This window comes from Saccharopolyspora sp. CA-218241 (assembly GCF_050954615.1).
Lineage (GTDB): Bacteria > Actinomycetota > Actinomycetes > Mycobacteriales > Pseudonocardiaceae > Saccharopolyspora > Saccharopolyspora cebuensis.
Map to the genome: position 1 here is coordinate 3,659,311 of NZ_CP191860.1, position 12,830 is coordinate 3,672,140.

The window sequence follows — 12,830 nt, forward strand, 5'->3', positions numbered from 1 at the left end:
GGGAGAGGTGTCATCGCTGGTGAGGTACGCCGGAACGACCGAGCACCCGACCGCCGGCGAGTCGGCGGCGGTCGATGCGGTGGACCCACGTCCCTCCTGTTCCTCAGCGGCGACCGGGGCGCCGTGCGGCGGAATCGAGGTCGTTCCGCCGCACCGGCCCGGTCCGCGTCGTGTGCGTGGTGGACATTGCTTCCTTCGTTCTGCTCCGTCCCGGGAGCACCCTCAGGCGATTTCCAGTGTCCGGCACCGCCGGGTCGTCGATCAAGAGCACCTCCGAGTGAGAAAAGAGCGCGCTTCCCGCGAGTTCCGCGCGCGGTCGCACCCGGAAAAACCGGTTGCGCGCGGCCGTGGTGCGGAGTGCGGGAAACCCTCCGCACCGAGGGACCGCCGTGCTCGCGTCCACCGTGGAACGTCGCGTTGGCGGAAGCCGTTCCGAACCGCAGCGGAGCGCGTCCGCGACCTCTCGCCGGTGGAGCCGGGCTGGCTCGCGATGGCGCTGACCGACGAGGTGGTCCCGCACGGCGTGGGCGGCCAACGACCGGCCGAACCCGTCGCTGGACCTGGGCGCCCCCAGCGGCACCTCGACGACCTGCCGCTGCCCGCCGACGCCCCGGACGGTTGCGCGCGCTCGTGCGGTCGGCCGGGGCGCAGGCGGGAGCTCGCGCTCCTCGACCTCTCGAACGCCACCTGTCGGCGCGCCCGGTCGACCACCCGGGACGGGGCCGGTCACCGCGCGCTGATGTCCCGTGACGCAGCGCGGTGGCCACCCGGTAAGTTGATCACCACCGAACCGACGTCAACCGGGAGCTCAGTGGTGAACACGCGCGAACGCGTCCGCGCGGTGATCGACGCACCAACCTGCCAGCGCCTGATCATCGCGCTGATCCTGCTCAACGCGCTCACGCTGGGCTGCGAGACCGATCCGGACCTCGTGGCCGAGTACGGTGCCGTGCTGCACGCGGTGGACCGGATCGCGCTCGCGGTGTTCGCGGTCGAGCTGGCCGCGAAGATCTACGCCCACGGCGCGCGGTTCTTCAGCGATCCGTGGAACTGCTTCGACGCGGTGATCATCGGGATCGCGCTGCTGCCCGCGACCGGGGCGTTCGCCGTGCTGCGGGCGCTGCGCGTGCTGCGCGCGCTGCGGCTGGTCTCGGCGATCCCGAGCATGCGCCGGGTGGTGAGCGCGCTGTTGGCGGCCGTGCCGGGCATGACCTCGATCGCGGCGCTGCTGGTGCTGCTCCTCTACATCGCGGCGGTCATCGCCACCACGCTGTTCCGGACGGTTTCCCCGGAGTACTTCGGCGACCTCGGCGCATCGCTGTTCACCCTCTTCCAGGTGATGACCGGCGAAGCGTGGTCGGAGGTGGCCCGCGAGGTGATGGCCGAAGAACCGCTGGCCTGGGTGTTCTTCATCGTCTACATCGCGGCCACCACGTTCACCGTGCTCAACCTGTTCATCGCGGTGGCGGTGAACGCGATGGAGGCGCGGGTCCGGCAGGAGGACCAGGAGGAAGCGGATCTCGTCCTGCACGAGCTCGTCGAGGAGGTGCGGGCGCTGCGCGCCGAGGTGCGCGGGGAGGGCACCGGGGTCGGCTAGGCGGGACGCCGGGTGGCGCCTCAGCGCCCGGCCGAGTCCGCGGCGAGCAGCAGCAGCGAGAACAGCACCTGCAGGCCGCCCGCGACGGCCCCGGCGACGGCGGTGCCGTCGATCCGGTACGGGCCCCGGGTCCGCACCGACCACGCGCCGCAGGCCACCGCCACCAGCGCCACCGGGATGCCGCCCGGCACCAGCCAGCTCCCCAGGCCGATCCCCAGCGCGAGCGGCCCGAGCCACGCCTGCCGCCCCGGCCGGTCCTTCGCGGGTGGTCCACCGCTCACCGGACGCCACCTCCACTCCGCTCCCGCGGACATCGTCGTCCGCGACCCGCCGGGACGGCAACACCGGATGCCCCATAACCCACACGGGCGCAATCCTCTGACCTGCGGTGTTGATGGACGTCAGCGCGGAGGGCCGCTGCTAGCGTCCGGCGCCATGCACAGAAGTGGCCTTCCCCTCGCGGCGCTGCTCGGCGTCACCAGCCTGCTGCTCGCCGCCTGCGGCGCGGAGCTGACCGCCGACTCCGACCAAGCGGCCCCGCCACCGGTCTCCGACACCCCGCCCCCGCCACCGGCTCAGACCGACGTCTACGCGCACACCCGGGCGGGGATGCTCTCCCCCGCGATGGAGGGCGTGCGCAACCTCGTCTACGTGCCCAACAGCCAGGACGACACCGTCTCCGTCATCGACCCCAACACCTTCGAGGTGATCGACACCTTCCCCGGTGGGGACGAGCCGCAGCACGTGGTGCCCTCCTACGACCTCAAGACGTTGTACGTCACGGCGGACATGGTGCCCGCGGGGACCCTGACGCCGATCGACCCCAAGACCGGCAAGCCCGGCGAGCCCATCCAGGTCCAGGACCCGTACAACCTGTACTTCACCCCGGACGGCAGCTCCGCGATCGTGGTCGCCGAGGCCTACAAGCGGCTGGACTTCTACGACCCGCGGACGTGGGAGCAGCAGCAGTCGCTGTCCATCCCGGAGTGCGCCGGGATCAACCACATGGACTTCAGCGCCGACGGCAAGATCGCCCTGGTGACCTGCGAGTTCGCCAACCGGATGATCGTGCTCGACGTCGAGGCCCGCGAGCACGTGCGCACCTTCGACCTCCACCAGGTGCCCAACGGGATGCCGCAGGACAGCAGGTTGGCGCCGGACGGCGAGACGTTCTACGTCGCCGACATGCACGCCAACGGCATCTACCTGTTCGACGGCCAGGCCACCCACCAGAAGGGCTTCGTCCCGACGGGCGAGGGCGCGCACGGGATCTACTTCTCCCGCGATTCCCAGCGGGCCTTCATCGCCAACCGCGGCGAAGGCAGCGTCACCGTGCTGGACACCGCCACGCACCAGCCGATCGACAAGTGGCACATCCCCGGGGGCGGCAGCCCGGACATGGGCGCGGTGTCCGCCGACGGCACGCAGCTCTGGCTCGCCGGTCGCTACGACAGCGAGGTCTACGTGTTCGACACCCGCACCGGGGAGCTGCTGGCCCGCATCCCGGTCGGCAACGGCCCCACGGACTGACCTACATGCCCCAGCCCGGCCGCTACTCCCTCGGCCACACCAGCAACATCCGGTGATCCGCCCGGCCGTCCGGCATCCCACCTGCCGGACGGCCGTTCCCGCCCGACCTCAGCCGGTGAGCCCGGAGCCGATCGCGAGGCGGTTGTAGACCCCGATCAGCGCGATCGTCCACAGCAGACCGGCGAGCTCCGCCTCGCCGAAGTGCTCGGCCGCCGCCCGGATTTCGTCGTCGACGCCGCGTCCGTCCACTCGGGTCAGCGCCTCGGTGAGCCGCAGCGCCGCGCGCTCGGCGTCGGTGAAGGCAGCGGATTGCGGCCACCGCGCCAGGTCCGCCAGCCGCTGCTCGTCCTCCCCCAGTTCCGCGGCCTGCCGGGTGTGCAGCGCCTGGCAGTACCCGCAGCCGTTGAGCTGCGAGGCGCGCAGCCGGACCAGTTCGACCAACCCCGGTGCCAGCCCGGCGTCCTGCGCGCGAGCGCCGGTGTCGGCGGCCAGCCGGTGCAGCGCGGCGAAGCTGTCCGGGGTGACCCGGGCCAGGTCGAGGTTCGGTGCGGTGGTCATGTCGTTCCCTTCGCGGTGGTGCGCTGTTCGGTGGTGCGCTGTTCGGCGAGCGCCGCGGTGGTGCGGCGGCACACCTTGCCGGTCGGGGCGACCGGCAGCCCGGGCAGCAGCAGGAGCAGTTCGGGCAGCTTGCGGCGTTCCAGCCCGCGCTCGGATTCCAGGAACGCGGTGAGCTCGGGCAGGGTCAGCTCGGGCGTGCCCTCGACCTGGCTGATGCAGGCGCAGAGCCGCTCGCCCAGGTCCTCGTCGGGCACCGGAACGCAGGCCACCTCGACCACCGCCGGGTGCGCGCCGATCTCCCGCTCCACCTCGGCCGGGCTGATGTTGTAGCCGCCCCGCACCACCACCTGCTTGATCCGGCCCAGCACGTGCAACCGCCCGCGCTCGTCGAGGAACCCCCGGTCCCCGCTGCGGACCCAGCCGTCCCCGGTGCGGTAGCGGGCGTCGAGTTCCGGCGCGGCCACGTAGCACAGCGGCGTCATCGGCCCGCGCGCCTGGATCTCGCCGGGCTCACCGGGCGGCACCGGGCGCCCGGCCGGATCGACCACGCGGATCTCGGCGACCGCCGGATCGGGCCGGCCGGTGCCCGCCGCCGGGTCCGGGCCGGTGGCCGCGGTGTGGCAGTTGATCCCGTCGGAGGAGCCGTAGACGCTGATCACCGGGCGGCCGAAGCGCTCGGTGCAGCGGCGCGCGGTGACCTCGGGCAGGGGCGCCGAACTCGACACCACCGCGCGCAGCGCGGGCAGCTCCGGCACGTCCGGGTGTTCGGCGAGGCGGCGCAGCATGGTCGGCACGCCGAACAGGTGGGTGATCCGGTGCCGGGCGGCCAGCGCCAGGGCCATCGCCGGGTCGAAGCGCTCCGGCAGCACGATCGTGGCGCCGAGCGCGGCGATGCCGACGTGGCTGGCCAGCGAACCGTACGAGGACGCCAGCGGCATCAGCACCAGGGCCCGCATCGGCCCGTCCTGGTGCAGCGCGCGCACGTAGTTCGCTCGGCCGCCGGCCATCGCGTTGTGCGAGTAGGCGATCATCTTCGGCTCGGCCTCCGACCCGGAGGTGACCAGGATGCGCACCGGCGCCTCGGGATCGACCGGAGCGGCCCGCCAGTCCGGCGCCTCGGGCGCCGCGTCCAGCTCCGGCCCATCTCCCGACACGGCCCCAGGCCCGGCCCCGAAGGTGCGCACCGCGCGCAGGTGCGGCAGCGCCGCGGCTTCGGCCGCGTCGTCGCGCGCGCCGAAGATCGCCCCGGTCGCCCGGGACCGGCCGAGCAGGCTGGTGGTGTCGCGGCTGCCCCGGCCCGCCGGGTACGGCAGCGCGACCGCGCCGATCGCGGCGACGGCCAGCTCCGCCACGACCATGCGCCTGCCGTTGGGCAGCCGGATGCCGACGACGTCGCGCTCCCCGAGTCCGGCACGGGTCAGCGCGGCGGCCACCCGGCGCACCTCGCGGTCCAGCCCGGCGTAGTCGAGCACCCCGTCGGCGTCGATCACCGCGGCCCGGTGGGGATGCCGCCGCACCCCGTCGGTGAACAGCGCGTGCACGTCGCGGCCCGGGCAGTCGCCGCGCCGCACCCATTCGGCGCGCAGTTCCGGCGGCACCCGGTCGCCGATCGCGAGGCCGGAGGTCGAGGTCCACATCAGCCGAACTCCCAAGGGGGGTGCGGGAAGACGTACCGGCCGCGGCCCAGCGCCGCGCCGAACCGCGGGTCGTCGACGAGCTCGCGCAGGTCGGTGCACACCGGGGTGGCCACCGCACCGGCGCGCGCGGCGCGCTCTACCCAGTGCCGCGAGGGCTCCGCCAGCGGATCGGCTCCGCCGAACACCGCGTCGTGGTCGCCGGACACGACCAGGTGGCCGTCGGCCGTGCGCAGCACGGGGGTCCGCAGCGGCGTGCGCGGCACCACACCGGCCGCCGACAGCAGCGAGCTGTCCACAGTGGACCCGGAACCGGTGCGGACCCGGCGCAGCAGCGCGGCGAGCACGCCGAAGGCGCACACCAGTCCGCCCAGCACGTCGGTGAGGGTGAGCAGCGAGGGCGCGGGCGGCCGACCCGGGCGCACCGCGGCGGCCAGCCCGCTGTGCGCCTGCACCAGGAAGTCGGTGCCCAGCGGCGGCTCCGGACCGAGCGCGTCGCCCCACCCCGAGGCCCACGCGTAGCTGAGCCCGGGAGGTGCCAGGCGGGCCGCGTCGAGGCCGAGCCGGGCGGCCTTGCCGGGCGCCCAGTTGTGCACGAACGCGTCGGCACCCTCGACGAGCTCGTGCAGCTCCCGGCGCCCGGCCGCGGTCCTGATGTCCACCTCGACGACCCGCTTGCCCGCGTTGAGCGCCAGGTGCCGGACCGAGCAGTCCCCCGCCATCGGCGGCACCCCGCGCATCGGATCGCCGCCCGGCGGCTCGACGCGCACCACGTCGGCGCCGAGCATCCGCAGCACCTGACCGGCGACCGGGCCCTGCACCCGGCGGGTCGACTCCACTACGACGATCCCGCTCAGCGGCAGCGCACCGGGCGCGCCGAGCGGACGCGGTGCGATCCCGGGCAGCGGCGCCAGCTCGCAGGCGGGCAGGTCCAGCGGCGGTGCCGGATCGGCGCGCACCGGCAGCACGCTGACCCCGGAGGCGCGGGCCGCGTCGAGCACGTCGGCGTAACCGACGGCGCGGACGGCGGCGTGCAGCTCGAAGGGCAGCGCGCAGGTCGCGGTGCCGAAGCGCTGCTGGAACGGCCGCCACCCGCGGGCCACCGGGCCGCGCTCGACGCCGAGCGCCGTCCAGAACGCCAGCCAGTGCTCCGCGGTCAGCGTCTCCAGCTCGCAGCGCACGCCGTCGGCGGTGCGCAGCGGCGGCGGCGCGCCGGGTTCGGCGGGCGGTTCCGGCTCGGCGCACCCGGCCACCGCGAGGTACTGCTGCACCGCCAGCAGCGCCGACTGCGCCACCGAGGTGCGCACCCGCTCGATCCGGCCACCCCGCGCCCGGGCGATCGCCACGGCCAGGGCACCTTGGGCGAGCAGCACCCCGGCGACCGTCGAGGCGTAGGGCACGCCCAGCGGTACCGGGCGGCCCGCGCTGCGCCCGTGCACCTGCATGATCCCGCAGGCGGCCTGCACCGCGGCCTCGTCGGGCAGCGGCAGTTCCACCGGGCCGGACCAGTCCAGCTCGCGGCGCACCTGCCCCGGGTCCTCGCCGACCTCGCGGAGCAGCGCGGTCGCGACGGCCTCGGCCGTCCCCGGCCGGGCCGACACCGGGGCGCTCACCGGGCGGGCTTCCGGCCGTGCACCGAGTACATCACCGACGAGCACGCCCGCAGCTCCGGCTCGCGCAGCGCGGTCCGCAGCGCGCCGAGGTCCGCCTCGGTCATCCCGGCCGCCAGCAGCCCGTCGCGCAGGTGGTGCGTGTGGTGCTCCAACAGCAGCAGGTCGGCGGCCCCGGGGTGCCGGAGCTGCACGTGCGGACGGGGGTCGATGCCGACCAGCCCGGCTGCCCGCATCGCCTCGGGGACCCGCCTGCCCCACGCCGGGTCCACGCCACCGGCCCGCATCACGGCGTCCTTGGCCGCCAGGAACCTCCGGTAGAGGTGCGCGGTGCTCTCGTCCGGGGCCAGCAGCAGCGGCTCGTAGGTGGTGTCGAACTCGTCGACCTGCAACCAGCCTCCGGGGACCAGCGCCCGCACCAACCGGTCCAGCACGGCCGCGCGGTCCGACAGGTGCCGCAGCACCAGCCGGGCGACGATCAGGTCGAAGTTCGCCCCGGGCAGCGGGTCGGTCGCGATGTCGTGGGCGAGCGCCGTCAGGCCCGGGCGCGGGCGGACGTGCCCTGGATCGACGTCGGTGGCCAGCACGCTGCCCGAGGGCGCGACGCGATCGGCCAGCCAGGCGGCCACGCTGCCGCCGCCGGTGCCCACGTCGAGGCAGTGCCAGCCCGGCCCGACCCCGGTCTCGGCGAGCCGCGCGAGGGTCAGCGGGTCGTGCGCCTCGGCGAGGTACCGGTGCTGGGGGACCGCCTGCGGGTGGGCGTTGTCGAAGACGTAGTCGGTGCGGACGTCGGTCATCGGCTCGGGGCCTGCCTCCGGGATCGTCGGGTCGCGGTCCACCTCAGGTCCACCGGCCGGTCCCGGGCACCTCGGTGCTGCCGGTGAGCTGCTCCAGCAGCGCCAGCCGACGCACCTTGCCGGTGCCGGTGCGCGGCACCGCGTCCCAGGCCCGCACCACCGGCTCCTGCATGGCGGGCAGGCCGCGCGTGGCGCGCGCCCACGCCTGCTCCGGGAACCCGCCGTCCTCGGTGATCAGCACCGGTAGCGGATCCGCGCCGGGACGGGCCAGCACCACGCACTCCTGCACCTGCGGCAAGCGGTCCTCCAGCAGGTCCTCGGCTTCCAGGCAGCTCAGGCCGGGAATGCTGTCCACCTCGCGGTCGAGCAGGTGCACCGCGCCGTCACGGCGCCGCGCGCCGATGTCACCGGTGCTCCACCACGGACCGGTGCGCTTGGCCGCCCAGCGCTGCGACTCGCCGAGGTAGTCCTGGCAGAGCGCCGCGGTGCGGGCCAGCACCAGGCCGGGTCGACCGCGCCGCACCGGCGCGAACGTCTCGGGATCGACCACCCGCAGGCGCGTCTTGAACGGCACCGGCCGTCCGAGGTCGCGGGCCGAGGACCGACCGCGCCGCTCCCCCGCCAACGAGCGGCGGGTGTGGAAGCGGAAGGTCAGCGGCCCGGTCTCGGTCTGGCCCCAGCCCTGCATCCACACCGGGGACCGGCGCGCGCTGGCCCGCAGGTAGGCGCGGATCGTCGGCGGGTGCATCGCGTCGTAGGTGCTGAGGAACACGCGGACCCGCCGGAACGGGTTGTCCAGCCGGGTGATCAGCGTCCGGTAGCGCACGAACGTCGCGGGCAGCGCCTCCAGGTAGGTCGGCGGGTGCTGCCGCAGCAGCGGATCCGCGCGGTCCGGGTCGTCGTCGCTGAGCACGACCAGCTCGCGCGGCGCCATGCTCAGCACCACCGCGGTCCAGCAGAAGGTCCGGCCGTGCGCGTAGGCGTTGGCGTTGGCCAGCACGTCGTCGCGGCGGATGCCGATCTTGGGCAGTCGCGTGGCCTCGAACCGGGCCAGCGCGCCGACCAGCGTGGCGGTCGAATGCACCACCAGCTTGGGGGTCCCGGTGGTGCCCGAGGTGTGGTTGATCACCAGCGGGGTGTCGCGCCCGCGCCGGTGCGGGGACGGCGCCGGGTGGCCGCGCAGCTCCGCTGGTGTCTGCGCCCCGGGCACGCCACCGTCGAGCACCACGGTGGTGCGGGCGAACGCGCGCAGGTCCACGCCCTCGGCCGCGGCGCCGTCGAGCACCCCGGACGTGGTGACCACGACGGCCGCGTCCAAGCGCTTGAGCAGCGTCGCCAGCGCTTCCCCGGACAGGTGCGCGGAGAGCTGCGCGGGCACCGCGCCGATGCGCACCGCCGCGCAGGCCAGCAGGTCGTAGTCCCAGTGGTTGTCCTTGACGACGGCCACCCGCTCACCGGGGGCGGTACCGGCCCCGGCCAGCCACCCGGCCGCGTCGCGGACCAGCCGGGCGAGGTCGTCGACGCCGTACTCGGTGCCGCCGTCCGGGGCGATGTCGAACGGCCGGTCCAGGTGCACCCGGGTACCGGTGCGGCGGGCGGCGCACTCGTCGAACAGCACGCCCATGTCATGTGGTTTCACAGCGGAACTCCTAGGCCGGATCGCCGGGTGGCGCGCAGCCTGCTCAGCACCCGCGAAGCCGCGAGCGCGCCGGATCGCACGGCGCCCTCGCTCGCCGGGCGCAGGCTCACCCAGTCCCCCGCGTAATCGACGGGGCTGAGCTCGCGCGCGGTGAAGGCGGGGCGCCTGCGCAGCGCCTCGGGGGTGGCTTCGGGCAGTCCGCAGCGGAAGCGGTGCACGAAGTTCTCCCGGTTCGCCGAGCCGAAGCCGGGCACGTAGCGCTCGACCGCCGCGGTGAGCCTGCCGACGATCTCCCGGTCCGGGGCGTCGATCAGGTCGGCGGTGGTGGCGGCCCGGGGCATCAGGCTCAGCAGGCCCTTGCCCGCGGGGGCCCGCCCGGGGTGCTTGCGGTGGTCGACGATGATCGCCGACAGCACGTCCTCCTCGACGTGCGGGGTGAGCACGAGGTACGGCGCGGACTCGCCGGGCGGGGCGATCGGCCGGTCCAGCAGGCAGCTCACCTTCAGCGCCGGGGTGAACGTGCAGGCGTCCAGGTAGCGGGCTTCGTCGGGGGCCGGGTTCGCGTGCAGCCGCCGCGCCACCGGGGCGGGCACGCACAGCAGCACCGCGCGGGCGGTCACGGTGGCGTCGCCGACGACCAGCCGGGCGCCGTCGCCGTCGGCGGCGACCTCCCGGACCCGGCGGCCGGTGCGCACGTCGAGCCGCTCGGCGAGCAACCGGGCGGGGGTGTCCATGCCGTCGCGGTAGGTGCGCCAGTCCGCGGCGTCGCCCACCGCGAGCAGCAGGCTGACCATCACGGCCGCCGACGACCGCGCGGTGTCCCAGCCGAAGAACGCCCCGGACACCGGCTGGAACAGGTAGTCGTGCAGGTCGGGGTGGTAGCGCCGGGCGAACTCGGCGACGGTCAGGTCGGCCAGCGGGCCGCGTTCGGGCCGGTCGGTGTCGAACCGGCGGCGACGGCGGGCCGCCCACACCTGGAACCGGGCGAGGTCGAGGCGGGCGCGGCGGGAGAGCCCGGCTCCGGTGAGCAGCGCGCGCGGTTCGGCCGCTCCCGGCCGCGCGCGCCCGTTCCGCCACACCGCCAGCGGCCTGCCGATCACCGGCACCTCGCCCGCGCTGACGCCGAGCCGTTCCAGGAGCTGCCAGGTGGCCCGGTAGCCGTGCGGGGAGATCTGCTCGGCGCCGGTGTCCACCGTGTACCCGCCGTGCCGGAAGGCCGCCATCCGGCCGCCGACCTGCCGGTCCGATTCGAACACCCGCACCTCGAGCCCCGCGGCGGCCAGCTCGGAGGCGGCCGTGAGCCCGGCCATCCCGGCGCCCACCACGGCGACGTCCAGATCGGGGCTCACCCGGCCACCCCGAGCCCGACCAGCAGGTTCGCCACGATCAGCAGCGCCACGCAGAGCCGGTGCACGGCGAACCCGACCCGCCGGGCGCGCATGATGTCGCCGACCCGGAAGCCGAGGTGGTACTGCCGCGCCCGCAACGCGCTGGCGGGCAGCATCAGCAGGACGAACCACCACGGGGCGAGCCCGGTCGCCGAGGCCACCGCGCCGATCAGGAACTCGGCCAGCGATAGGGCCCCGATGAACCGCGCGTTGCCGCGCGGCGAGGTCAGGGCCGCCACCGTCACCCGGCCCACGCCGCGGTCGCCCTCGACGTCGTTGGTGTTGGAGTACACCCCGAACATCAGCGGTCCCAGGCCGAACAGCACCGCCTGCACCAGAACGAACTCCGAGAACCGCCCGGTGGCCAGGCCGTAGGGGGCCAGCACGAGCGCGGCGCCCAACGCCACCAGGAACAGCTCCTGGAAACCGCGGTAGCTGAGCTTGATCCCGTAGGAGTACTGCAGGGCGACGACGAAGGTGGCGGCCACCAGCAGCACCGTCCACAGCGGCGCGGCCGGCGCGACGAGCACCGCGCCGGTCCACAGCACCGCGCCCGCGGCCGCGGTGATCCAGCCGAAGCGCAGCGCCTCCGCTTCGGTCAGGGTGCCCGCGACCAGCGGTTTGCGCAGCTTCTTGCGCAGCGGGTCGTTCGGGCCGTAGTTGACGACGTCGCTGCCGTCGCGGTAGCCGGTGAGGTCGTCGAAGGCCACCATGGCGACGATGGTGCCGAGCGCGCCGAGCAGGAACAGCAGCAGCATCGGCACGGTGCCCGGGCGGGCCGCCGAGAGCGGCACCAGCACCGCCGAGGCCACCACGAGGATGCTGAGGTAGTAGTCGTAGACGTCGAGGTTGCCCAGCCGCACGTAGCTCCGGGCCTTGCTCTCGGGTCGGGTGACCGCCGCGCCCCGGGGCGCGGAGTGCAGGTCACTGGTCATCTCGGGGGTCACTTCCTCACTGCGGGGCGCGCTCGGCGAAGGCGCACACCGCGTCGGCGACGCGCTCCACCTCGGCGTCGGTCAGGTGCGGGTAGATCGGCAGCGCCAGGATGCGGCGGCTGGCCAGCTCGGCGTGGGGCCAGCGGCCGTCCGCGGGGGCGCACGGGGCGAAGGCCGCCTGCCGGGGCAGCGGCTGGGGGTAGTAGACGTGCGAGGCGATGCCGCGCGCCGCGAGGTGGTCGCGCAGCGCGTCCCGGTCGTCGGCCAGCACGCAGTACACGTAGTAGCAGCGTCCCTCCCGCCCCGGCGGGGGAGCCACCACGCCCCGGTCGGCCAGCGGCGCGAACCGCCGCGTGTAGAAGTCGGCGATCGCCGCCCGCCGCTCCAACCGGGCGGCGAAGCCGGGGAACCGGTGGATCTGGAACGCCGCCTGGATCTCGTCGAACCGGCTGTTGCGGCCGACGACCTCGTGCACGAAGCGCTGCGCGCCTTGGCCGTGGTTGCGCAGCATCCGCACCCGCGCGCCGATCTCGGCGTCCCGGGTCACGACCGCACCGCCCTCACCGGGCATCCCGAACGACTTGACCTGGACGAAGGAGAACACCCCCGCTTCGCCCCACAGCCCGGCCGGGACACCGCGCAGCACCGCGCCCTGGGCGACGGCGGAGTCCTCCACCAGCCGCAGGCCGCGCTGTTCGGCGAGGGCCGCGAACCGCGGCATGTCGGCCATGATGGAGAACATGTGCGCGGGCATGATCGCTTTGGTGCGCGCGGTGATCCGGCGCTCGACGTCCTCGGGGTCGACCACCAGCCGGTGCGGGTCGATGTCGGCGAACACCGGCGTGGCACCGGCTTCGAGCACCGAGGACGCCAGCGGGGCGCAGCCGAAGGCGGGCACCACGACCTCGTCGCCCGCCCCGACGCCGACCGCGCGCAGCACCAGGCCGAGCGCGGCGGTGGCGCTGCCGCAGGAGACCACGTCGGCCGCACCGAGCGACTCGCGCAGCAGCTCCTCGAACTCCTTGGTGCGCTCGCCCAGGATGAACTTCTGCTCCGGAGCGCGACCGATCTCGCCGATCAGGTCGAGCATCACCTTCCGGTCGTCCTCGAACAGGTCCGGCGGGAAGAACGGCACGTCGATC

The 12,830-nt window shown here is 74.7% G+C and carries 11 protein-coding genes; 2 read left to right on the top strand and 9 right to left on the bottom strand.

The features are described from left to right. The first annotated feature begins 469 nt into the window (after window positions 1-469). On the top strand, window positions 470-1,597 hold the full coding sequence (locus ACQP0T_RS17460) for an ion transporter (RefSeq protein ID WP_433869032.1): 1,128 nt from the start codon (window positions 470-472) through the stop codon (window positions 1,595-1,597). A 20-nt stretch (window positions 1,598-1,617) separates the two neighbouring features. On the opposite strand, the gene ACQP0T_RS17465 is transcribed toward ACQP0T_RS17460, so the two are convergent. Beyond that, window positions 1,618-1,878, bottom strand: coding sequence for a hypothetical protein (locus tag ACQP0T_RS17465; protein WP_433869033.1), 261 nt, complete (start codon window positions 1,876-1,878; stop codon window positions 1,618-1,620). Between the two features lie 154 nt (window positions 1,879-2,032). On the opposite strand from ACQP0T_RS17465, the gene ACQP0T_RS17470 reads away from it, so the two are divergent. Next, a complete protein-coding gene (locus ACQP0T_RS17470) occupies window positions 2,033-3,127 on the top strand; it encodes a beta-propeller fold lactonase family protein (protein WP_433869034.1) in 1,095 nt (364 codons plus the stop codon). A 108-nt stretch (window positions 3,128-3,235) separates the two neighbouring features. Here the strand turns inward: ACQP0T_RS17470 and ACQP0T_RS17475 are convergent, their stop codons facing one another. From ACQP0T_RS17475 to ACQP0T_RS17510, 8 genes are read right to left on the bottom strand one after another with little or no spacing between them, the layout of a single operon-like run. Further along, window positions 3,236-3,685, bottom strand: a complete 450-nt coding sequence (locus ACQP0T_RS17475) for a carboxymuconolactone decarboxylase family protein (protein ID WP_433869035.1) — start codon at window positions 3,683-3,685, stop codon at window positions 3,236-3,238. Further along, window positions 3,682-5,322, bottom strand: a complete 1,641-nt coding sequence (locus ACQP0T_RS17480) for a class I adenylate-forming enzyme family protein (RefSeq protein ID WP_433869036.1) — start codon at window positions 5,320-5,322, stop codon at window positions 3,682-3,684. The genes ACQP0T_RS17475 and ACQP0T_RS17480 overlap by 4 nt, the downstream gene beginning before the upstream one ends. Next, window positions 5,322-6,932 (bottom strand): CoA transferase, encoded by a 1,611-nt coding sequence (locus ACQP0T_RS17485; RefSeq protein WP_433869037.1) that lies wholly within the window; start codon window positions 6,930-6,932, stop codon window positions 5,322-5,324. Before ACQP0T_RS17485 ends, ACQP0T_RS17480 begins: the two co-directional genes overlap by 1 nt. Beyond that, a complete protein-coding gene (locus tag ACQP0T_RS17490; protein ID WP_433869038.1) occupies window positions 6,929-7,768 on the bottom strand; it encodes a class I SAM-dependent methyltransferase in 840 nt (279 codons plus the stop codon). The genes ACQP0T_RS17485 and ACQP0T_RS17490 overlap by 4 nt, the downstream gene beginning before the upstream one ends. Before the next feature lies 1 nt (window position 7,769). Next, window positions 7,770-9,350, bottom strand: a complete 1,581-nt coding sequence (locus ACQP0T_RS17495) for a class I adenylate-forming enzyme family protein (RefSeq protein ID WP_433873757.1) — start codon at window positions 9,348-9,350, stop codon at window positions 7,770-7,772. Window positions 9,351-9,361: 11 nt separating this feature from the next. Beyond that, window positions 9,362-10,714: a protoporphyrinogen/coproporphyrinogen oxidase gene (locus ACQP0T_RS17500; RefSeq protein WP_433869039.1), complete on the bottom strand. Its 1,353-nt coding sequence runs from the start codon at window positions 10,712-10,714 to the stop codon at window positions 9,362-9,364. Next, entirely contained in the window at window positions 10,711-11,688 is a 978-nt protein-coding gene (locus tag ACQP0T_RS17505) for a UbiA family prenyltransferase (RefSeq protein ID WP_433869040.1), read from the bottom strand. Before ACQP0T_RS17505 ends, ACQP0T_RS17500 begins: the two co-directional genes overlap by 4 nt. Window positions 11,689-11,704: 16 nt before the next feature. Continuing rightward, window positions 11,705-12,829 (bottom strand): DegT/DnrJ/EryC1/StrS family aminotransferase, encoded by a 1,125-nt coding sequence (locus tag ACQP0T_RS17510; protein ID WP_433873759.1) that lies wholly within the window; start codon window positions 12,827-12,829, stop codon window positions 11,705-11,707. Window position 12,830 lies beyond the last annotated feature (1 nt).

Coding starts and splice junctions, on each gene's coding strand:
- ACQP0T_RS17470 (WP_433869034.1), top strand. CDS start 2,033: ATGCACAGAAGTGGCCTTCCCCTCGCGGCGCTGCTCGGCGTCACCAGC.
- ACQP0T_RS17475 (WP_433869035.1), bottom strand. CDS start 3,685: ATGACCACCGCACCGAACCTCGACCTGGCCCGGGTCACCCCGGACAGC.
- ACQP0T_RS17480 (WP_433869036.1), bottom strand. CDS start 5,322: ATGTGGACCTCGACCTCCGGCCTCGCGATCGGCGACCGGGTGCCGCCG.
- ACQP0T_RS17495 (WP_433873757.1), bottom strand. CDS start 9,350: ATGGGCGTGCTGTTCGACGAGTGCGCCGCCCGCCGCACCGGTACCCGG.
- ACQP0T_RS17505 (WP_433869040.1), bottom strand. CDS start 11,688: ATGACCAGTGACCTGCACTCCGCGCCCCGGGGCGCGGCGGTCACCCGA.